Genomic DNA, 18,981 nt, shown 5'->3' with positions numbered 1-18,981 from the left:
GTGAATGAATCACGATCGAACCACAAATTCGGTGCGGCACCTCCCCCTTGACGGGGGAGGATGGGAGGGGGTGCGCCCGGAGCGCCGCGCTCAAGAGGTCCGCTCCCGCCGCATCCGCTCCACGCCCATCAACACCCGCTCGGGCGTTGCCGGCATATCGAGCTGGGGCGCAATCTTGTAGTCCGCCACCGACGCCACCGCCATCGACAGCGCCTCGACCACCGAATAGCCCAGCACCAGCGGCGGCTCGCCCACTGCCTTCGAGCGCCCGATGGCCGGCTCCTTGTTCACGCTCCACTCGGCAAGCTTCACGTTGAAGATCGGCGGCACATCGGAAGCGACGGGAATCTTGTAGGTCGATGGCGCGTGCGTCCGAAGTTCGCCCTTCTGGTCCCACCACAATTCCTCGGTGGTGAGCCAGCCCACGCCCTGAATGAACCCGCCCTCGACCTGCCCGATATCGATCGCCGGGTTGAGCGAGCGGCCCACATCCTCGAGCACGTCCGCCCGGTCGATCTGGTATTCCCCGGTCAGCGTATCGATCGTCACCTCGCTCACGGCCGCGCCATAGGCGAAATAATAGAACGGCCGCCCGCGCCCGGTCGACCGGTCCCAGTGGATCTTGGGCGTCGCATAGAACCCGGCGGCCGAGAGCTGAACCCGCGCCATATAGGCCGACATCACGATCTCGTCGAAGCCGATGAACGTGTCGCCCGCCAAAACCCCGGATTCCTGCCAGCTGACCTGCTCAACTGGCAGCTTGTACTTTGCCGCCGCATGCGCGACGAGCCGCTCCTTGATCTGCCGCGCCCCGTCCCAGGCCGCCATGCCGTTGAGATCGGTGCCCGACGACGCTGCCGTCGCCGAGGTGTTCGGCACCTTGCCGGTATTGCTGGCGGTGATATTGACCCGATCGACCCCGACGCCGAACGCATCTGCCAGCACCTGCGCCACCTTGATGTGCAGCCCCTGCCCCATCTCGGTGCCGCCATGGCTCAGATGGATCGAGCCGTCGCGATAGACATGCACCAGCGCCCCGGCCTGATTGTGCCAGGTCGCCGTAAACGAGATCCCGAACTTCACCGGGATCATCGCGATCCCTTTTTTGAGGATCGGGCTGGTCGCGTTGAACTTCAGGATTTCCGCCCGACGCGCCTGATAATCCGAGCTTTTTTCGAGATCATCGATGATTCGGTGGATGACATTGTCCTCCACCACCTGGTGATAAGGCGTCACGTTGTCCGTATCGGTGCCGTAGAAATTGAGCTTGCGGATCTCCAGCGGATCCTTGCCCAGCGCATAGGCGATATCCTCGATCCAGCGCTCCGCCGCGACGATCCCCTGCGGCCCGCCAAAGCCGCGGAATGCGGTGTTCGAGACCGTATTTGTCATCAACGGCTGCGAATTCACCCGCACCGCCGGATACCAGTAGGCATTGTCGGCATGGAACAGCGCCCGGTCCGTCACCGGCCCGCTCAAATCCGCGGAAAAACCGGAACGCGCGGCGTAAGTCGCTGTCACCGCATGAATTTTGCCATCCGCGTCATAGCCAACGTCATAATCGACCACGAAATCATGCCGCTTGCCGGTGATCGAAAAATCGTCATCCCGGTCCGGCCGGATCTTCACCGCCTTGCCGTACTTCTTGGCCGCCACCGCCGCCACGGCCGCGAACAGGTTCCCCTGCGTTTCCTTGCCGCCGAACCCACCGCCCATCCGGCGCATGTTTACCGTCACCGCCGCGTGCGGGATGCCCAGCACCTGGGCCACCATCACCTGGATTTCGGTCGGGTGCTGCGTCGAGGTCTGAATCGTCACCTCGTCGTCTTCGCCGGGAATGGCGAGCGCGATCTGGCTTTCGAGATAGAAATGCTCCTGCCCGCCGATCCGCACCCTGCCCTTGGCGCGACGTGCCGATTTCGCGAACCCGGCATCCACATCGCCGCGCTCGAGCTTCAGCGGTTCGGTCACCAGCTTGCCACCGGCCGCCTGCGCCGCATCGACATCGGTCAGATGCGGCAGGTCCTTGTAGACGATCTTGACGAGCTTCGCCGCCCGCCGCGCCGCATCGCGACTCTCGGCAATCACCGCAAAGATCGGCTGGCCGTAATAGCTGACCACGCCCTCGACCAGCACCGGCTCATCGTGCTTGTGCACCGAACTCACGTCGTTGACCGCCGGAATATCCGCCGCCGTCAGCACCCCGACCACGCCAGGCGCACTGCGCACCGCGTCAAGCTCGATGCTGGAAATCTCCGCATGCGCCCGCGTCGACAGCCCCAGATAGGCATGCAGCATGCCCTCGGGTTCCGCGAGGTCATCGACATAGTCCGCCCTGCCCGCAACCTGCTTAGCCGCCGAGTCATGCGGCGTCGAAACATGCAGCGCGGAGCGATACGCGGTGATCGGGGTCTGCCTGTTCATGCCACCTCCCGCTTCAGTCGCTGCCCGGCGCCCGTTGTCTCAAGGAAAAACCGCCGCAACAGGTTCTGCGCCGCCAGCAGCCGGTATTCTGCCGAAGCCCGCATGTCGGTCAGCGGCTGATAATCCGTAGCAAACGCCGGGATCGCCGCCTCAACACTCGCGAGGTTCCACGCCTGCCCTACCAGCGCCGCCTCGACCGCCTTCGCCCGCTTCGGCGTCGCCGCCATACCGCCAAAGGCAATGGTCGCCGCAGCAACGCGCCCGCCCTCAAGCCTCACCCGGAACGCCCCGCAAAGCGACGAAATATCCTCGTCCTTGCGCTTGGAAATCTTGTAGCAGGCAAACTGCTCAGCCTTGGGCAGCGCCGGGATCGAAACGCTCTCCACAAACTCGCCCGGCTGCCGGTCCTGCTTGCCATAGGCGATGAAGTAATCCTCGAGCCGCACCACGCGGCGCGCGCTGCCCTTGCGGAGCGTCACCGAAGCGCCCAGCGCAATCAGCGGCGGCGGCGAGTCGCCGATCGGCGAACCGTTGGCGATGTTCCCACCGACCGTCCCCGCATTCCGCACCTGTTCGCCGCCGATCCGGTCCCAGAACTCGCCCAGTTGCGGGTAACACTTCACCATCGCCTGCCGCGCCCGCGTGTAGGTCACGCCAGCACCCAGCGTCAGCGCCTCGGCGCTCTCATGGATCCCCTGCAGGTCCTTGAGGCCGCCGATATAGATCATCGACCCGATATCGCGCATGAACTTGGTCACCCACAGGCCCACATCCGTCGCGCCGGACACCAGAGTCGCCGTCGAGTTCGCGGCATAAATCTCCGCCAGGTCATCGACCGAAGCCGGCACGATCAACCGTCCCTTGCCCTCGCCGATCTCCACCCGCGCCCCGTCATGCAGCGCCCTGATCCGCGCCTTCATCGCCTCGCGATGCGCGACCAGCGGATCGCTCGCAACCGCGCCATAGTTCGAGATGGTCTTTGCCGCCCGGATGATCGGCGCATAGCCGGTGCAGCGGCAGAGGTTCCCCTGCAGCGTCTGCTCCGTAGTCAGTTGCCCCGGGTTGGCATCCCGCATCCACAGCCCATAGAGCGACATCACGATGCCCGGCGTGCAGAACCCACACTGGCTGCCATGCTCGACCACCATAGCCTGCTGCACCGGATGAAGCGGCCCATCGGCCCGCGACAGATGCTCAATCGTCACCACATGGGCGCCATCGAGCGAGCCGGTAAAACAGATGCAGGCGTTGATCGATTCATAGACCAGTTCGTCGCCGCTCAGGCGCCCCACCAGCACCGTGCAAGCCCCGCAATCGCCCTCAGCGCAGCCTTCCTTCGAACCCTTCAGCCGCTTGTCGATCCGCAAAAAGTCCAGCAGCGTCTGCGTCGCCGAAACCGCGTCGAGAACAATGTCCTCATCGTTGAGGATGAAGCGAAGGGTGGAGCGCACCTGCACCATTAACTGCCCCGATATGTCGAATAGCCATACGGCGAAACCAGCAGAGGCACGTGATAGTGCGCCATCTCACTGATCACGAAGCGGATCGGCACCGTGTCCAAAAACTGGTGCGTCAGGTCGAGCCCCAGCCGCTCGAAATACTGCCCGACATGAAACACCAACTCGTAGCCACCAAGGTGAAACCGGTCTCCTTCGAGCAGCGGTTGATCGGCGCGGCCATCGGCATTGGTGTGCGATGACAGGATATGGTGCGAGTGGTCACCATGCATCATCAGCAGGTCGAACCGCATCCCCGCCGCGGGCTTGCCATGCGTCGTGTCCAGAACATGTGTGGTGAGCCGCGCTAACCCTGCCATCTGTCAGACCTTTTCTTGCCTTTGGAGTCGCACGCCAGACAGGCACGATCTCATGATTGCCTGACTATTGAGCAAATCTGCGTAGGTTCCAAGTGGGTCCGTGAGCGAATTTTACCATCTGGTCCACTTTTGCCGGACTTGCGTGCCCCCCGCGGCGCGCGCCATAAATCTCTCCAACCATTCTATAGAGGTGCCTTATGCGCTATCCCCGCAACCTGCAGGGCTACGGTCCGAACCCGCCTGACGCCAAGTGGCCCGGCGGCGCCCGGATCGCCGTGCAGTTCGTCCTCAACTATGAGGAAGGTGGCGAGAACAACGTCCTCCATGGTGACGCCGCTTCCGAGGCATTCCTCGTCGACGTCATCGGCGCCACGCCGTGGCAGGGCAAGCGCCACTGGAACGTTGAGTCGATGTATGAATACGGCGCCCGCGCCGGCTTCTGGCGGCTCCATCGCCTCTTCACCTCGCGCAACCTGCCCGTCACCGTCTATGGCGTCGCCACCGCGCTCCAGCGCTCACCGGTGCAGGTCAAGGCCATGCTCGATGCCAACTGGGAAATCGCCAGCCACGGCCTCAAGTGGATCGACTACCGCGACCACGACATCGAGCACGAGCGCCGCGACCTCCACGAAGCCGTCCGCCTCCACACCGAAATCACCGGCACCCGCCCCACCGGCTGGTATTGTGGCCGCACCTCGATCAACACCGTCGATCTCGCGAGCGAAGAAGGCGGCTTTACCTACGTCTCCGACACCTATGACGACGACCTGCCCTACTACCGCGAGCACATGGGCGCGCCGCAGCTCATCATCCCCTATTCGCTCGCCTCAAACGACATGCGCTTCACCACCGCCTCGGGTTTCCCCAATGGCGAGGCCTATTTCCAGCTGCTCAAGGATTGGTTCGACACTCTCTATGAAGAGGGCGAGGAAGGCTCGCCCAAGATGATGTCGCTGGGCCTCCACTGCCGCCTCGTCGGCATGCCCGGCCGCTTTGCCGGCCTCAAGCGCTTCGTCGACTATATCCAGAGCAAGGAAAAGGTCTGGATCGCCACCCGCCTCGATATCGCTGAGCACTGGCTGAAGACCCACCCCTACGAAAAGCCCGAGGTCCAGCCCTCGACCCTGCCGCTCGATGACTTCACCGCCCTCTACGGCAATATCTTCGAGCATTCCGAATGGGTTGCCGAGCGCGCCTTCAAGCGCGAGTTGAGCCCCGCGCACGACACCGCCACCGGCCTCCATGCCGTGATGTGCCAGGTCTTCCGCTCCGCCAGCGACGCCGAGCGCCTCGCCGTCCTCAACGCCCACCCCGACCTTGCCGGCAAACTCGCCGCCGCCAAGCGCCTCACCGAATCCTCAAGCGCCGAGCAGGCCTCCGCCGGTCTTGACGCCCTCACCGATGCCGAACGCACCGCCTTCACCGAAATGAACGAGGCCTACGTCAAGAAGTTCGGCTTCCCCTTCATCATCGCCGTCCGCGACCACACCAAAGCCGGCATCCTCGCCGCCTTCAAAACCCGCCTCGCCAACGACCGCCCCACCGAATTCACCACCGCCTGCAAACAGGTCGAACGCATCGCCGAATTGAGGCTCAAGCATATCCTTCCGGGGTAAAGCTGCTAAGCGCGAGCCTGGCAGTCGTCGCCTTCTCCCCTTGTGGGACTTCGAGCCGTCCCGCAGGGCAAAAGGCGCCAGTGGCGCTTTTTGAGGAGAGAAGGCCATGAGAGCTATGCTCGAATGGCTGGTGGCGCGCAGCGCCGGATGAGGGGTCCGCAACACCACAGTGTTGCGCGATCGGAGCGAAGCGACGAGCGGTTGGAGTGCGCGGAGAGAACCCCTCATCCGCCCTTCGGGCACCTTCTCCCACAAGGGGAGAAGGCAAGACCGCTGGTAGGGCCTAAACCCTCACCCGATACAACCCCGACCCATGCGCCGACAGCCGCACCGCCAACGCCTCCCCCACTGCCCCCAGCTCCGCCCCACTCCACAAATCCGTCACCGCCTTGACCCCCGCAATCCCGAGCGCCGCCCAGCGCACGCGCAGGTCCTTCACCTTGCCAGTCGTGTTGAACACCGCGACATACCGATCCCCGCTTCCCTCGTCCCGTGCCGTCCACACCCGCGTCCCGTCTTCGAAAAAATGTGGCCGGTTGTCCGTGCTCGCCTGGTTCACCGCCAGCACCGCGCGGTTCGTCAGCAGCGCCAGCGTCTTGTCGTCGAGATGCCGCAGGTCGCCGCCCATGATCAGCGGCGAACGCGCAATCGCCCACAGCGTCATCACCATCTGCTGCTCGTCTGGGGTAAACCGCGTTTCGCGCTGGCCCAGCGCGAGCCGCCCCAGCGGCAGCATGTCCGCATCCGGCCACGCCCCCGAACTCCGGTAGGGGTTCCAGTTCTCGAGCCGCGTGAACTGCGCCTCGAGCAACGGCCACTCGTCCCAGAAATCGTCGCTGATCCGCCACATCTGCGCATGCTGCGCCACATGCGCCGCCCGCACCACCGGCGTCTCGCCCGGCGACAGCGACAGCATCATTGGCCGCCCGGTCTTGCCGATCGCCGCATGCACCGCCTCGATCTCGGCCGCATGCGCGTCGTAGGGCCGGCTCATGTCGTCCATCTTGATGAAGTCGACACCCCAGCTCGCATAGAGCGCGAAGATGCTGTCGTAATAGGCCTGCGCTCCCGGCCGGCTCATCTCCACGCCGTACATATCGGGGTTCCACGAGCAGACGCTGGAAATGTCCGCGATGTCCCGCGCCCCAACCGCTGTCCCCAGCACCGGCAGGTTCTTTTCCACCGCCAGCCGCGGAATGCCGCGCATGATGTGGATGCCGAACTTCAGCCCCAGCCCATGCACCTTTTCCGCAATCGCGGAAAACCCGACGCCATTGGCCGCTGATGGAAACCGGTTTAGCGCCGGCGTCACCCGTCCATGGCCATCCAGCGTCGGCACCGGCGTCTTGTTGTACTCGTAGCTACTCGCCGCCGGCTCGTACCACTGGATATCGATGGTGAAGACGTCATAGCCGAATGGCAGCAGCTTTTCGGCCATGATGGCCGCCGTCTCCAGCGCCTGCGCCTCGTTGATCGTCGTCGCAAAACTGTTCCAGCTGTTCCACCCCATCGGCGGCGTCGGCGCCAGCACTGCATCCCGAGCTACACTTCCTTTAGTCGTCGGCACCGCAATCTCCCCGCGTTTGTCTCCTCTCCACTACACGCCCTGCGCCCATCCGGCACCTCAACTTCCGCCTATCAGCGCCTGCGAAGAAAGCGCTTGCCGTCGCCGTAGCATTTATATAACGTATTAGTTATAGAACATACGAGTTATGAAATGCAGGCAACATCCCAGCTCGACCTCACCTTCGCCGCCCTCGCCGATCCGACGCGCCGCGCCATCCTCGCCCGGCTTGCCGAGGGCGAAGCGACTGTCAACGAACTGGTCGAGCCCTTCAACATCAGCCAGCCCGCCATCTCCCGACACTTGAAAGTGCTCGAAGCCGCCGGCCTTGTCTCGCGCGGCAAGGACGCGCAGCGCCGGCCCGTCCGCATCGAAGCGCAACCCATGGCCGAGGCGGTAAGTTGGCTCGAAGCCTATCGCAAGTTCTGGGAGCAGAGTTTCGGGCGCCTCGATTCCCTTCTCGCCGAAATCCAGAGCATTACCCCGAAATCCGGCACCAGGAACTGAAGGAGCCCAGATGCCCAAGCCCCTGACAATCACCTTGCCCTCGGAACGCGAGATCGTCGTCACCCGCGAGTTCGACGCCCCGCGCGATCTGGTGTTCGACTGCTGGACCATCCCCGCCCTGATCCGGCGCTGGCTTGGCCCCTCGGACTGGACCATGACCACCTGCGAGTTCGATGCCCGCGTCGGCGGCAAGTGGCGCTTCGTCAGCCGCGGCCCCGATGGCTTCGAAATGGCGCATGGCGGCACCATCACCGAATTCACTCGCCCCGAGTGGATCAAGTCGACCGAACTCTACGACATGGATTGGACCGGCGGCGAAACCATCAACACCAACCGCTTCACCGAACTCGCGCCCGGCCTCACGCTGTCCACGCTCACAGTGCTCTATTCCAGCAAGAAGGCACGAGACGGCGCCCGCGCCACCCCGATGGCCGAAGGCATGGAAATGGGCTTCCAACAGCTCGACGCCCTGCTCGCCACCACACCCGTAACCACAAGAAACTGAACCGAGGAGACCTCAAATGCCCAAGATCATGCCCTGCCTGTGGATCGACGACCGCATCGAAGAAATGGTCAATTTCTACGTCAAGACCTTCAAGGACGCGGAAATCCGCAGCACCACGCCCAACCCGGCCGGCGGCACGCTGGTCATGACCTTCCGCCTCCACGATCAGGAATACATGGCGCTCAACGGCGGCCCGGGCCCGATGTTCAAGTTCAACGAGTCCGTCTCGTTCTCCGTCGACTGCAAGGATCAGGCCGAGATCGACTACTACTGGGACGCACTGACGGCCGATGGCGGCGAGGAATCGATGTGCGGCTGGCTCAAGGACAAATATGGCCTCAGCTGGCAGATCGTCCCTTATAACGCCATGAGCGTCATGTGGGACCCCGCCAACCCCGAAGGCTCTGCCCGCGCCCAGCAAGCCATGTTCAAGATGCGCAAGCTGGTTATCGCCGACCTCGAAGCGGCCGCCCGGGGCAGCTGATCCAGACCCGCGACCGGTCTCCGCGCGGCTACTTGTAAAAGCCCGCGCGGAGGTTGATGCCGTGCTCGAGATAGACCTTCATCGCACACAGCATCCCGGTCCAGCCTTCGTTATTGCCGAACGAGGCCTTCAGCCCCTCCTCTGTCGGCAACCAGCCTTCCTCAAGAATGGTCACTAGCGTGCGTCCATCCTCGAGCTGCTCGAATGTCATGGTGACCGTCGTGTCGCCGCTTGGGTCACTGGCCGTCCCCGGAGCGGCGCCCCAGTGCAGGACGATGCGCTGGTCCTCGATCACCTCTGCGACACGCACCGGAAAGGCGCCCGGAAAGTCCGCAAAGTCCCAGGTGACCACTGCTCCCGGCGCGATCCGGCCTTTCGCCCCGCCGGTGGTGAAAAAGCCTGAAAGCTTGGCCGGATCAGCCACTGCCTCGAACACCTCGTGCACCGGCTTTGCGATCCTGCCGGAAACGCGAACGCGAAACTCCATGCTGTCCTCCGTGGGCCTAAACCCCTTGCCTGCCGCCAATTTATGTTACACAGTTATAACATGTCAACCGAAGACCAGAACGATCGACTTTTTAAGGCCTTGGGGCATCGCCTGCGCCGACAGATTCTCGATCTGTTGAAAGGGGAGCCACGCACCACAGGCGCCCTCTGTGCAGCGTTCCCTGAAGTTGACCGTTGCACCGTGATGCAGCATCTTGGCGTGCTGGAAGAGGCGGGTCTGCTGATCGCCAAGCGGGTCGGGCGCGAGCGCTGGAACCACCTCAACGTCTTGCCGATCTGGGATATTCACGAGCGCTGGATTGGCGCCTATGCCGCATACGCGGCGGACCGCCTGGGCAAACTCAAGCTGGAACTGGATGCCTGAACGGCCGGCAGCTCAGTCCCCGCCACCACCGCCGCCGTCTCCGCCACCGTCGCCATCACCATCGGGCAGAAACCCGCCATCGCCGCCATCGCCCCCCGATGTGCTGCGCTTCCAGCCGTCGAACAGCACGTACCAAACGGCGCCAACGGCTCCGAGCGCCAGCACAGGCCACGCAACACTCAAAAATCGGAAAACCGGTTCACGAAACGACGCCTGGAAGTCCGTGAGCCACTGCATCTCAGCGCAGGGGTCGGCTACCGCTCTGGTCTTCCGGCGGCTCCCCATCTTCCCAGGCGATCGAGGTATCGGTGGATTCGCGCACAACATGCGGCGTGCGCAGCAGGTTCAGCCATTTGCGCAACGTGCGGCCGGCCTCCTCGAACTGTGTGGGATCGAGAAGCGGGCGGCTGTGCTGCTGGTGCGAACGCGTGCTCATGAGGCCAAGCTTGCGCCTCAATTCTAAACTTTTTCTGACCGTCTCGCAGACTGTTAGCTCCACCTATCCCCGCCGCTTGCGGAGGGGTTATGATGCCTCACCTTTCCGATGCGAGGTGCCGACGGGGCATCGCGGAGAGGGATCGGGCTGGGGGCGAGCCGTTGCTCCAAGGGTTTCGGGACTCTGCACGCTTCAGCGGTAACCCCGGGCCAAAAGACCGTTCGCAATGGGCGGGGCGATAGTCCCACCGTATCAAGTTCGCGGGTCTACCCGCACCGGGACGAAGTCCCGCCCATGCCGCTTGGCGGCAAGACTGACCAGAACCCGAAGCCAGATGGCTGTCGGGCGTTTTGCCACGTCTTCCGCAGCCAGGGGTATTCGCCAGCACCGGTTTCAGGTTATCTCAACACCACTCTCGATTTGGTACGCATCGCCAACGCTATCGCCACCGCCTGTCCCGCCCAGCTCTGAGATCCGAATGGCCACCACCTACGCCTCCCCCATTGCCGGCCTTCCGACCCAGATGGCGCTGCAGACCGGCCGCGCCATATTCACCGAGGCCTATGCCCTGATCCCGCATGGGGTGATGCGCGACATCGTGACGAGCTATCTGCCGCACTGGAGCGAGACCCGCGCCTGGGTCATCGCCCGCCCGATGACCGGTTTCTCCGAAACCTTCTCGCAATACATCATGGAAGTGTTTCCCGGCGGCGGCAGCCAGCGCCCCGAAACCAATCCCGAGGCCGAGGGCATCCTCTTCGTGGTTGAAGGTTTTGTGACGCTTGTCGTCGACGGCAAGTCGCACACGCTGCGTCCCGGCGGCTACGCCTACCTGCCGCCCAACAGCGGCTGGACCCTGACCAACAAGGGCGAAATCCCCACCCGGTTCCACTGGGTGCGCAAGCGCTACGAGGTCGTCGAGGGCATCGAAATCCCCGCAGCCTTCGTTGCCAACGAGCAGGACGAGCCCGTCGTCTGGATGCCCGACACCAAGATGACCTGGGGCACCACCCGCTTCGTCGATCCCACCGACCTGCGGCACGACATGCACGTCAACATCGTCACCCTCGAACCCGGCGCTGTCATCCCCTTCGAGGAAACCCACGTCATGGAGCACGGGCTCTACGTGCTCGAGGGCAAAGCCGTCTACCGGCTCAATCGCGATTGGGTCGAGGTGGAGGCCGGCGATTTCATGTGGCTCCGCGCCTTCTGCCCGCAGGCCTGCTACGCCGGTCCGGAGCGCTTCCGCTATCTGCTCTACAAGGACGTCAACCGCCACGCCAAACTGCCATTCTAGCCGATGACCGATCGCACCATCCTCATCGAACCGCTGACGAAGGAGGCCTTCGCCCCCTTCGGCCAGATCATCACCACCGAGGATGCGCACCACTATCCGATCAATTCCGGCATGACCGAGCGCTTCCACGATCTGGCGCGCGTTGAACTCGGCGGAGTCCATGCGCGGCCCCTGATCTCAATCTTCCGCGGCCAGCCCTATGCCCTGCCGCTCACGCTGAGCCTCGTCGAGCGCCACCCGCTCGGCAGCCAGGCCTTCATCCCGCTCTCGCCGCGCCCCTGGCTCTCGATCGTTGCGCCCGATCTCTCGGGCGTCCCCGGCCGCCCCCGCGCCTTCCTCGTGCCGCCCGGCATGGGCATCAATGTCGCGATGAACACCTGGCACGGCGTCCTCACCGCCCTTGAAGCGCAATCGGATTTCCTCGTCGTCGATCGCGGTGGCGACGGCAGCAATCTCGAAGAACATACGTTCGGGACGCCCTATCAGGTGATCCAGCCCGCCTGAATGCCGCGCTGAAGTCATCGGCCGCGCCCCAGCCCAGCAACGGCAGAATCGCCAAAAGTTCACGCCGCCGTGATCGTAACCCTCTCGAAACATCGTCCCAACTCGCCCCGTTCACCAATACCCGCGTTTGCTGTCGCGGCCACGTAGCAATTCCTCCATAACATCGCCGCAAAGGTCCGGTGGACTTGCTCAGGGAGGGTGTGATGCTGCATTTCTTGCGTCTTTTGGTCATGGCGATGGCCTCCACCGTCCTGTTCGTGGCCCCGTCTCTGGCTGCAAAGCTCACCATCACCGGCGATGTCACCTATCGCGAGCGCATCGCGCTACCCGCTGGCGCCACGCTATCGGTGGGCCTCGTCGATCTCGCCAAACCCGATGAGCCGAGGATCGCTGCCGCTGCCGCGCTGGCCAATCCGGGCGAAGTGCCGCTGACCTTCACGCTCAATTTCGACGAGAACATCATCGTCGCGGGCCACACCTATGGCCTCGTTGCAGAAATCATCGCCGACAATGGCGCCGTCTGGTTCCGCAACGCCACCCCCTACACCGTCAGCCTGCCCACGCCGTCAGAGCCGATCGTCATCATCGTCAGCTTCCTCGGCAGCAACGGGACGGCGCCTGCACCTGTCGCCGATGTTCCCACCATCACCCCGCTGCTTGACGTAACCTGGGAGGCCGAGACCATTGCGGGCCAGCCGGTGATCCGTGGCGCAAAATCCAGCCTCTCCATCGCCTCCGACATGCGGGCGGGCGGCCGTGGTGGTTGCAACTCGTGGTTCGCCCAGGCCGAAGTCAACGGTGAAGCTCTCGCCTTCAGCGCAGTTGCCGCCACCCGTATGGCCTGTGCCACGGCCGAGATCACGGCACAGGAACAAGGCTTCTTCGCCGCCATCGCCGCAACCCGCTACTGGCGCCTCCGCGACGACAAACTGGCGCTGGTCGACTCCGCCGGCACCGACCTCGCCACATTCGTCCGATCCCGCTTCTAGACGTCCCCTCACCCGGCGCTGCGCGCCACCCTCTCCCTCAAGGGGAGAGGGAAGAAAGCGAGATGGCGCCACAGCTCCCCTCTCCCCTTGAGGGAGACTTGGGAGCGCCCGGAAATCGCTCCGGTGGAGCGATTTCAGCGGACAAGGCCCGGCAGGGCGGTGCCCGAAGGGCGGGTGAGGGGACGTTTGCCATTGACGCCACCACCCGTCCAAGCCACGCTCCGGGCACTCAACCGGAGCGCTGCATGAATACCCCTGCCCTGCTGTCCCGCCTGCTCGACGTCATCGAACAGGACCTCGTGCCCCTGACCCAGCGCGGCGTCACCGGCGGCAACAAGCTCTTCGGTGCTGCCATCCTCAGAAAATCCGATCTGTCGGTGGTGATCGCCGAAACCAACAACGAGTCCGAAAATCCGCTGTGGCACGGCGAAATCCATGCCATCAAACGCTTTTACGAGCTCCCTGCCGAGAGCCGCCCCGACAGCAAGGATTGCATCTTCCTCGCCACCCACGAGCCCTGCTCGCTCTGCCTCTCAGGCATCACGTGGTCAGGCTTCGACAATTTCTACTATCTGTTCAGCTACGAAGACACGCGCGACAGCTTCGGCATTCCGCACGACATCCGCATCCTGCAGGAAGTCTATGCAGTACCCGATCCCGACCGCGCCGCAGTCGCACCCGGCCGTCCGCTCTACAATCGCAAGAACGTCTTCTTCGAGAGCCACTCGCTGCAGCAGCTGATCGCCACCACTGATCGCTCGACCAAGGAAAGCCTCGTCGCCCGAGTCGACGACCTCAACGGCGTCTACAACGACCTGTCCGCGACCTATCAAAAGGACAAAGGCAGCAAAGGCATCCCGCTCAGCTGAGTTGCAGGTGCCTGAACTCGCGACACTATTCTTCTCCCCGTCGGGGAGAAGGTGCCCGAAGGGCGGATGAGGGGGGCTCTCCCAACGCTCGAGTCGCCCTCGCTTACGGCTGCACCAGCACCACGCTCGCCGCCGCAAACGCCAGCACCGCCAGCGCGGCAACAAACATCACCAGCAGCACGATCTGCATGGTTGGGCTCATCGAGCCCGATCGGGTTGTCTGGGGCGTCTCAGGCTGGTTCTGATCAGCCACGGTCAGCAACGTCCGCTGCGATGGCGGTTTCAACCGGCAGGGCCGATGCGGCGATGGTCAGGGTCGCCATCGTCATCACGAACAGTGCCACGAGTGCGATTTTCAACATTTTTGCCCCACTACGTCTGGCCGTTGACGGCCATGTGATTTGCTTCAGACCCGACAATGCGTGGCTGGCGTTGAACGTTCCCGGAATGCGGCGTTAATCTGGCGTTCATCATGCTTCAGACGCCGCATTGCCGCAATTTAACCGGCCTTGCCGATTTGTAACCGGGCAAACCAGCTCAACGTCCCTAGATAAAGCGCATCGCAACCACTGATGAGGCTCTACCTATGACCACCGCCCCGCTCAATCGCCGCGACGCCCTGCGGCTTGTCGCCGTCACCGCCGCCGGCGGCGCTTTGATGACACAAGCCGCCTTCGCCGCCGAAACCAGCGCCGCCACCACGGGCCTGATGCCTGGCGCCGATGTCTGCGTGCTGATCCCTGAGGTCACCGAGGGCCCCTATTATTTCGACGCCAAGATGGAGCGCGCCGATATTACCGAGGGATTTGAAGGCGTGCCCACCCGGGTGAGGCTGCAGATCGTCGATGGCACCTGCGCGCCAATCTCCGGCGCACGTGTCGATCTCTGGCACTGCAATGCCGCCGGCGTCTATTCGGGCTACCCCAACCAGACCGGCGGCGTCGACACCACCGGCCAGACCTTCCTGCGCGGCACCCAGTTCGCCGATGCCAACGGCTTCGTCGAGTTCACCACCATCTATCCCGGCTGGTACTCAGGCCGCACCACCCACATGCACTTCAAGGTCTTCCTCGATGAAAAGACCGTGCTGACCGGCCAGATCTTCTTCCCCGATGCCCTCAGCCAGTACCTCTACGAGAACATCGAGCCCTATAAGACCCGCGGCTCGGATCGCGACACGCTCAACGCCTCCGACAGCATCGCCGCGCAATCGACCCGCGCCTCCTTCGCCTACGTGAAGGAACTCGAAGAGGCCTACCTCGTCGCCATGATCATCGGCGTTGATCCCAACGCAACATCTGCAACCGGTTTCTCGGGCGTAAACAGCGGCGGCGGCACCCAGCCGCCCAGCGGCTCACCCCCCGACGGCGCCCCCGGCGGCACCGCCCCGGCCTCCGCCACCGCCAGCGGCGTCAGCATGGTACCTGTCGCCAAGTAAGGGCCCCTCGCCCCTCTCAGGCCTCCGGTTTGGCCACAGCTTATTCTTCCCCCCGTCGGGGGGAAGGTGGCGCGCAGCGCCGGATGAGGGGCCTTTTCCTTCGCCAAAACGAAAAGGGCGGCCCATCGGGCCGCCCTTCCTCATTCACTCAAAACGCAGCTTACGCCGCACGGTCGCCATTCGGACGCTTGGCCTTGGCTGCGTCCTTCTGGCCCTTATTCCACCGCTGCTTCGGCGGAGCACTGCCCTCGCCGGTCTTACGCTCCCACCAGGCGGGACCGCCAGCGGCTTCGCCAGCAGCACCCTCAGCACGCGGCGCGCGCGGCGCAGCAGGCGGATTGTTCGGTTTGCGGCCATCCATGATCGCCGCCTTCTTGGCGCCGGAGAAATGCCGGCCGGCATTGGCCTGCGGCCGCTGCTTCGGGCGGTCGCCCTGCGGACGCGGTGCCTGGCGCGGACGAGCCGCACGCAGCTCTGCGCCACCCGGCTGCACGCCGGTCTCGTTGGCAAGGTTCAGATCACCGCTCACCGGCAGCGTACGGCGGATCAACCGCTCGACATCGCGCAGCTTGCTGCGTTCCGTGCCGTCGCACAGCGTGATCGCAAAGCCCGACGCGCCATTACGGGCGGTACGGCCGATACGGTGCACATAATTTTCCGCGTCATCGGGCAGTTCATAATTGATGACGTGGGTGATGCCCGGCACGTCGATGCCGCGCGCCGCAATATCGGTCGCAACGAGGATGCGGTTCTGCCCGGTGGCAAAGCTCTTGAGCGCCGCCTGCCGTGCATTCTGGCTCTTGTTGCCGTGGATCGCAGCGGCAGCGTGTCCGTCGATCGCGAGGTTCTTGGTCACCCGGTCGGCGCCATGCTTGGTGCGCGAAAAGATGATGACGCGAGCGAGCGCCGGGTCAGCCAGCAACTCGTTCAAAACGCCGCGCTTTGCCTTCGACCCCGACATGATGACGCGCTGATCGAGCGTGCCAACCGTGGTCGCCGGCAGTGACGCTTCGACCCGCACCGGATCACTCAGCAGCGACTTCGCCAACTCTGCAATCTCGGGGGCCATGGTGGCCGAAAACAGCGCCGTCTGGCGGCGCGGGCCGATGGCGGCAGCGATCTGCTTGACCGCGCCGATAAAGCCCATGTCGAGCATCCGGTCGGCCTCGTCGAGCACCAGCCAGCGCGTCTCGTTGAGACGGAGCTTCCGGTCGTCGATCAGGTCCTTGAGGCGGCCCGGCGTGGCGACAACCACATCGACGCCCTTGGCGATCTTGTTCACCTGGTTGGCGCGTGACATGCCGCCGAGCACCAGAACGGTGGAGAGCTTGTTGCCCGAGAGCTTGCGCAGCACCTCATCGATCTGCACCGCGAGTTCGCGGGTCGGAGCAAGGATCAGCGCCCGGGTGGTCAGCGGGTTCGCGCGGCCCGAAAGCTCGGCAATCCCGGCAATGATCGGCAGCCCGAAAGCCGCCGTCTTGCCCGAACCGGTCTGGGCGATGCCCATGATATCGCGGCGCGCCAGCTGCGGCGGGATCGCCTTCTGCTGGATCGGAGTGGGGGTATCAAAACCGGCGGCAGTCAACGCGCTGACGAGCTGCGCAGACAGGCCAAGTTCGGAAAATGACTGTGTCAAAAGATAATCTTTCATTGCCGCGCGCCGGGCCAATCGGGGCGCGAAAGCACCAGGCCCTTAGGCTTGGCGCGTGTGATCGATGCAATGGCGACGGGATTGCCGCACGGTTGCGCTGTCTCCCGGAGGTTCCCGTGTGGAACACTTACCCGGGGCACTTCGCCGCTCACCGTATTGGCCGATAAGAAGAGAAGTCCGTCGTCACTATGGGCCCAAACCCTCACTGGGAGGATAAGTTGGCAGGACGACTGAACCCGATATGGGGGAAGTGCCCCCCATATGCAAGGAAATTCGAGGTCTTAGCCCCGCAGGGGAGCCATGCAGGCCGGCCTATATCCCGCCATACCAGTCGTAGCCGTGGTCTTCCCAATACCCGCCCATGCCGCGCCCGAAGCCGTCAATGCGATCCACCACCTCGATGGTGTGCACGTATTTTGGCTGCTTATAGCCCAGCGCCCGCTCATTGCGGAGCCGGAGCGGCGCACCGTTCTCAACTGGCAGGCTCTGCCCGTTCAGCCCGAACGCCGCGATCGCCTGCGGGTGGAACGCATCGATCAGGTCCCAGGACTCGTAGTAGGGCTCCGGCGCCGACAGCCCCCCGCCATAGACATCATAGCAGTGGAACATCACGAACTTCGCCGTCGGCTTGACCTTGGCCTCATCCAGCAGCCGTCCGAGCGGCACGCCGGTCCATTTGGCGATACAGCTCCAGCCCTCGACACAGTCGTGCCGGGTAATCTGGCTACGGCTGGGCATATTGCGCAACTCGGTCAGCGAATAGCTCTTTTCCGTCTCCACCAGCCCGGTGATCCTGAGCCTGTAGGCATCGAAGTTGCCGCTGACGAGGTCGCGGTACTCGGCAATATTCTGCCGCGGGTCGGTCGATCCATTGGCCCGCTGCCCCTGCCGGATCTCGGTCTCCGCATATTCCCGTGCCAGCACCTGGTCACCCACCAGCGCCCGCTGCGCCGCATAGGTCAGGTCATTAGCCCGCTCGAGGAAGTTCCGCACCGGATCGTTCCGATCGGTGAGAAAGTCAAACTGGTTACACCCGGCAAGAAGGAGCGATGCCGAAGACGCCGCACTCAGCCCGAGAAGCCGGCGGCGATTGAGGATCAGGTTAGCCATTGGACTTCTCCCCCTTGGCCGCGTCCGGTTCCGTCCCGGGGCTGGCGCGATAATAGCCGGTGATCATCGAACGCAGTTCATTGAACGGCCCGGCAAGGATCACCATCAGGATGTGCACCACGAAAAACAGCACGAACAGCACCATGGCGCCAAAGTGGATGGTCCGCGCCGTCTGCCGCCCGCCGAACAGATCGAGCAGCCACGGCCATGCCGCATCCATCCCCGGCGACATTGTCAGCCCGGTCAGAATGATCAGCGGGAACAGGATGATGAACACCCCGAAATACGCGATCTTCTGCAGCGGGCTGTAGCTCCGCCCGTGATTGAACTTCAGCACCAGGTGATCAACGATATCCTTGGGCAACTCGCGGAAATCCCGCGGCTTCAAGATGATATCCCGCCACAAATGCCCGCTGGCGAGGCTGGCAATCGCCCACACCGCCAACGCCCCAACAAGGACCCAGGCAAAGAAGAAATGCACCACACGGCCCGTCGCCAAATCGCGCGTCGATGGGATCGTCACCCAGCCCGGAAAGCCGATAAAGCTCGGCCGGCCATTGACCTCGCTCATACCGAGCACACCGGTCGTATCGAACTTCTGCCCGAACACCGTGGTGAACCCGCGCGGCCCTGCATCGGTATTCTCCGCCCCGATCTCGAGGATCGAGTTGTCGAACTCGAAGCCCGATTGCTGGCCGATATATAGCGCCGGATGCGCGTTCCAGATCTGCAGCCCTGTGAGCAGCAGGAAGAACATCGCTATCGCCCAGACCCAGTGCGTCACGCGCGTGAAGATCGATTGCCGGAAAATCAGCGGCCCCTTGGCATGCGCCGGTTTTTCCGCCTCCACTCTGTCTATAGCCTGGTCTGTCATCTGATCCCCCTTGCACCCACTCTGGG

The 18,981-nt window shown here is 63.7% G+C and carries 21 protein-coding genes; 10 read left to right on the top strand and 11 right to left on the bottom strand.

Going from position 1 to position 18,981, the window contains the following annotated elements:
* Positions 1-90: 90 nt before the first annotated feature.
* Genes xdhB through uraH form a run of 3 tightly spaced genes read right to left on the bottom strand, consistent with a single transcriptional unit; the run spans position 91 to position 4,240 of the window.
* Positions 91-2,424, bottom strand: coding sequence for a xanthine dehydrogenase molybdopterin binding subunit (gene xdhB, locus ACO06J_RS02780; protein ID WP_421759173.1), 2,334 nt, complete (start codon positions 2,422-2,424; stop codon positions 91-93).
* On the bottom strand, positions 2,421-3,884 hold the full coding sequence (xdhA, locus tag ACO06J_RS02775; RefSeq protein ID WP_421759172.1) for a xanthine dehydrogenase small subunit: 1,464 nt from the start codon (positions 3,882-3,884) through the stop codon (positions 2,421-2,423). Before xdhA ends, xdhB begins: the two co-directional genes overlap by 4 nt.
* Positions 3,884-4,240, bottom strand: a complete 357-nt coding sequence (gene uraH, locus ACO06J_RS02770) for a hydroxyisourate hydrolase (protein ID WP_421759171.1) — start codon at positions 4,238-4,240, stop codon at positions 3,884-3,886. Before uraH ends, xdhA begins: the two co-directional genes overlap by 1 nt.
* A 197-nt stretch (positions 4,241-4,437) precedes the next feature.
* Here uraH and puuE point away from each other — a divergent pair, with 197 nt between their 5' ends.
* Positions 4,438-5,856 carry an allantoinase PuuE gene (puuE, locus tag ACO06J_RS02765; protein ID WP_421759170.1) on the top strand — a complete coding sequence of 473 codons (1,419 nt, stop codon included), beginning with the start codon at positions 4,438-4,440 and terminating at the stop codon, positions 5,854-5,856.
* Between the two features lie 283 nt (positions 5,857-6,139).
* On the opposite strand, the gene ACO06J_RS02760 is transcribed toward puuE, so the two are convergent.
* A complete protein-coding gene (locus tag ACO06J_RS02760) occupies positions 6,140-7,423 on the bottom strand; it encodes a glycoside hydrolase family 27 protein (RefSeq protein ID WP_421759169.1) in 1,284 nt (427 codons plus the stop codon).
* Positions 7,424-7,573: 150 nt separating this feature from the next.
* Here ACO06J_RS02760 and ACO06J_RS02755 point away from each other — a divergent pair, with 150 nt between their 5' ends.
* The 3 genes from ACO06J_RS02755 to ACO06J_RS02745 are packed head-to-tail and all read left to right on the top strand — an operon-like array spanning position 7,574 to position 8,916.
* Positions 7,574-7,927, top strand: coding sequence for an ArsR/SmtB family transcription factor (locus tag ACO06J_RS02755; protein WP_421759168.1), 354 nt, complete (start codon positions 7,574-7,576; stop codon positions 7,925-7,927).
* 10 nt (positions 7,928-7,937) lie between these two features.
* Positions 7,938-8,432 carry an SRPBCC family protein gene (locus tag ACO06J_RS02750; protein WP_421759167.1) on the top strand — a complete coding sequence of 165 codons (495 nt, stop codon included), beginning with the start codon at positions 7,938-7,940 and terminating at the stop codon, positions 8,430-8,432.
* Positions 8,433-8,448: 16 nt separating this feature from the next.
* Complete coding sequence (locus ACO06J_RS02745; protein ID WP_421759166.1) at positions 8,449-8,916, top strand: VOC family protein; 468 nt, start codon at positions 8,449-8,451, stop codon at positions 8,914-8,916.
* 28 nt (positions 8,917-8,944) lie between these two features.
* Here the strand turns inward: ACO06J_RS02745 and ACO06J_RS02740 are convergent, their stop codons facing one another.
* Positions 8,945-9,403 carry an SRPBCC family protein gene (locus tag ACO06J_RS02740; RefSeq protein ID WP_421759165.1) on the bottom strand — a complete coding sequence of 153 codons (459 nt, stop codon included), beginning with the start codon at positions 9,401-9,403 and terminating at the stop codon, positions 8,945-8,947.
* Between the two features lie 60 nt (positions 9,404-9,463).
* Between ACO06J_RS02740 and ACO06J_RS02735 the strand changes: the two genes are divergently transcribed.
* A complete protein-coding gene (locus ACO06J_RS02735) occupies positions 9,464-9,787 on the top strand; it encodes an ArsR/SmtB family transcription factor (protein ID WP_421759164.1) in 324 nt (107 codons plus the stop codon).
* Between the two features lie 12 nt (positions 9,788-9,799).
* Here ACO06J_RS02735 and ACO06J_RS02730 read toward each other — a convergent pair whose 3' ends face one another.
* Positions 9,800-9,952 (bottom strand): hypothetical protein, encoded by a 153-nt coding sequence (locus ACO06J_RS02730; protein WP_421759163.1) that lies wholly within the window; start codon positions 9,950-9,952, stop codon positions 9,800-9,802.
* A 73-nt stretch (positions 9,953-10,025) separates the two neighbouring features.
* Entirely contained in the window at positions 10,026-10,223 is a 198-nt protein-coding gene (locus ACO06J_RS02725; protein ID WP_421759162.1) for a hypothetical protein, read from the bottom strand.
* A gap of 478 nt (positions 10,224-10,701) precedes the next feature.
* Here ACO06J_RS02725 and ACO06J_RS02720 point away from each other — a divergent pair, with 478 nt between their 5' ends.
* From ACO06J_RS02720 to ACO06J_RS02705, 4 genes are all read left to right on the top strand, one after another.
* Positions 10,702-11,520, top strand: coding sequence for a bifunctional allantoicase/(S)-ureidoglycine aminohydrolase (locus ACO06J_RS02720; RefSeq protein ID WP_421759161.1), 819 nt, complete (start codon positions 10,702-10,704; stop codon positions 11,518-11,520).
* 3 nt (positions 11,521-11,523) lie between these two features.
* Positions 11,524-12,024 carry an ureidoglycolate lyase gene (locus tag ACO06J_RS02715; protein WP_421759160.1) on the top strand — a complete coding sequence of 167 codons (501 nt, stop codon included), beginning with the start codon at positions 11,524-11,526 and terminating at the stop codon, positions 12,022-12,024.
* 203 nt (positions 12,025-12,227) lie between these two features.
* Complete coding sequence (locus ACO06J_RS02710; protein ID WP_421759159.1) at positions 12,228-13,013, top strand: META domain-containing protein; 786 nt, start codon at positions 12,228-12,230, stop codon at positions 13,011-13,013.
* A 245-nt stretch (positions 13,014-13,258) separates the two neighbouring features.
* Positions 13,259-13,882 (top strand): nucleoside deaminase, encoded by a 624-nt coding sequence (locus tag ACO06J_RS02705; protein ID WP_421759158.1) that lies wholly within the window; start codon positions 13,259-13,261, stop codon positions 13,880-13,882.
* A 103-nt stretch (positions 13,883-13,985) separates the two neighbouring features.
* On the opposite strand, the gene ACO06J_RS02700 is transcribed toward ACO06J_RS02705, so the two are convergent.
* Positions 13,986-14,135 (bottom strand): hypothetical protein, encoded by a 150-nt coding sequence (locus ACO06J_RS02700; RefSeq protein WP_421759157.1) that lies wholly within the window; start codon positions 14,133-14,135, stop codon positions 13,986-13,988.
* A 333-nt stretch (positions 14,136-14,468) separates the two neighbouring features.
* On the opposite strand from ACO06J_RS02700, the gene ACO06J_RS02695 reads away from it, so the two are divergent.
* Positions 14,469-15,320 (top strand): intradiol ring-cleavage dioxygenase, encoded by an 852-nt coding sequence (locus tag ACO06J_RS02695; protein ID WP_421759156.1) that lies wholly within the window; start codon positions 14,469-14,471, stop codon positions 15,318-15,320.
* A gap of 160 nt (positions 15,321-15,480) precedes the next feature.
* Here the strand turns inward: ACO06J_RS02695 and ACO06J_RS02690 are convergent, their stop codons facing one another.
* The 3 genes from ACO06J_RS02690 to ACO06J_RS02680 form a co-directional block, all read right to left on the bottom strand.
* On the bottom strand, positions 15,481-16,956 hold the full coding sequence (locus ACO06J_RS02690) for a DEAD/DEAH box helicase (protein WP_421759155.1): 1,476 nt from the start codon (positions 16,954-16,956) through the stop codon (positions 15,481-15,483).
* Positions 16,957-17,283: 327 nt separating this feature from the next.
* Positions 17,284-18,081 carry a molybdopterin-dependent oxidoreductase gene (locus ACO06J_RS02685; protein ID WP_421759154.1) on the bottom strand — a complete coding sequence of 266 codons (798 nt, stop codon included), beginning with the start codon at positions 18,079-18,081 and terminating at the stop codon, positions 17,284-17,286.
* Entirely contained in the window at positions 18,074-18,955 is an 882-nt protein-coding gene (locus tag ACO06J_RS02680) for a cytochrome b/b6 domain-containing protein (RefSeq protein WP_421759153.1), read from the bottom strand. Before ACO06J_RS02680 ends, ACO06J_RS02685 begins: the two co-directional genes overlap by 8 nt.
* Between the last annotated feature and the right edge of the window lie 26 nt (positions 18,956-18,981).

This window comes from Devosia sp. (assembly GCF_965229025.1).
Classification (GTDB): domain Bacteria; phylum Pseudomonadota; class Alphaproteobacteria; order Rhizobiales; family Devosiaceae; genus Devosia_A.
Note: the sequence above shows the minus strand (reverse complement) of the source record. Positions and strands in the feature narration are given on the sequence as shown.

Excerpts from the sequence above, each read along its gene's own strand:
- xdhB (WP_421759173.1), bottom strand. The coding sequence starts at position 2,424 with ATGAACAGGCAGACCCCGATCACCGCGTATCGCTCCGCGCTGCATGTT.
- xdhA (WP_421759172.1), bottom strand. The coding sequence starts at position 3,884 with ATGGTGCAGGTGCGCTCCACCCTTCGCTTCATCCTCAACGATGAGGAC.
- uraH (WP_421759171.1), bottom strand. The coding sequence starts at position 4,240 with ATGGCAGGGTTAGCGCGGCTCACCACACATGTTCTGGACACGACGCAT.
- puuE (WP_421759170.1), top strand. The coding sequence starts at position 4,438 with ATGCGCTATCCCCGCAACCTGCAGGGCTACGGTCCGAACCCGCCTGAC.
- ACO06J_RS02755 (WP_421759168.1), top strand. The coding sequence starts at position 7,574 with ATGCAGGCAACATCCCAGCTCGACCTCACCTTCGCCGCCCTCGCCGAT.
- ACO06J_RS02750 (WP_421759167.1), top strand. The coding sequence starts at position 7,938 with ATGCCCAAGCCCCTGACAATCACCTTGCCCTCGGAACGCGAGATCGTC.
- ACO06J_RS02745 (WP_421759166.1), top strand. The coding sequence starts at position 8,449 with ATGCCCAAGATCATGCCCTGCCTGTGGATCGACGACCGCATCGAAGAA.
- ACO06J_RS02740 (WP_421759165.1), bottom strand. The coding sequence starts at position 9,403 with ATGGAGTTTCGCGTTCGCGTTTCCGGCAGGATCGCAAAGCCGGTGCAC.
- ACO06J_RS02735 (WP_421759164.1), top strand. The coding sequence starts at position 9,464 with ATGTCAACCGAAGACCAGAACGATCGACTTTTTAAGGCCTTGGGGCAT.
- ACO06J_RS02725 (WP_421759162.1), bottom strand. The coding sequence starts at position 10,223 with ATGAGCACGCGTTCGCACCAGCAGCACAGCCGCCCGCTTCTCGATCCC.
- ACO06J_RS02720 (WP_421759161.1), top strand. The coding sequence starts at position 10,702 with ATGGCCACCACCTACGCCTCCCCCATTGCCGGCCTTCCGACCCAGATG.
- ACO06J_RS02715 (WP_421759160.1), top strand. The coding sequence starts at position 11,524 with ATGACCGATCGCACCATCCTCATCGAACCGCTGACGAAGGAGGCCTTC.
- ACO06J_RS02710 (WP_421759159.1), top strand. The coding sequence starts at position 12,228 with ATGCTGCATTTCTTGCGTCTTTTGGTCATGGCGATGGCCTCCACCGTC.
- ACO06J_RS02705 (WP_421759158.1), top strand. The coding sequence starts at position 13,259 with ATGAATACCCCTGCCCTGCTGTCCCGCCTGCTCGACGTCATCGAACAG.
- ACO06J_RS02695 (WP_421759156.1), top strand. The coding sequence starts at position 14,469 with ATGACCACCGCCCCGCTCAATCGCCGCGACGCCCTGCGGCTTGTCGCC.
- ACO06J_RS02685 (WP_421759154.1), bottom strand. The coding sequence starts at position 18,081 with ATGGCTAACCTGATCCTCAATCGCCGCCGGCTTCTCGGGCTGAGTGCG.
- ACO06J_RS02680 (WP_421759153.1), bottom strand. The coding sequence starts at position 18,955 with ATGACAGACCAGGCTATAGACAGAGTGGAGGCGGAAAAACCGGCGCAT.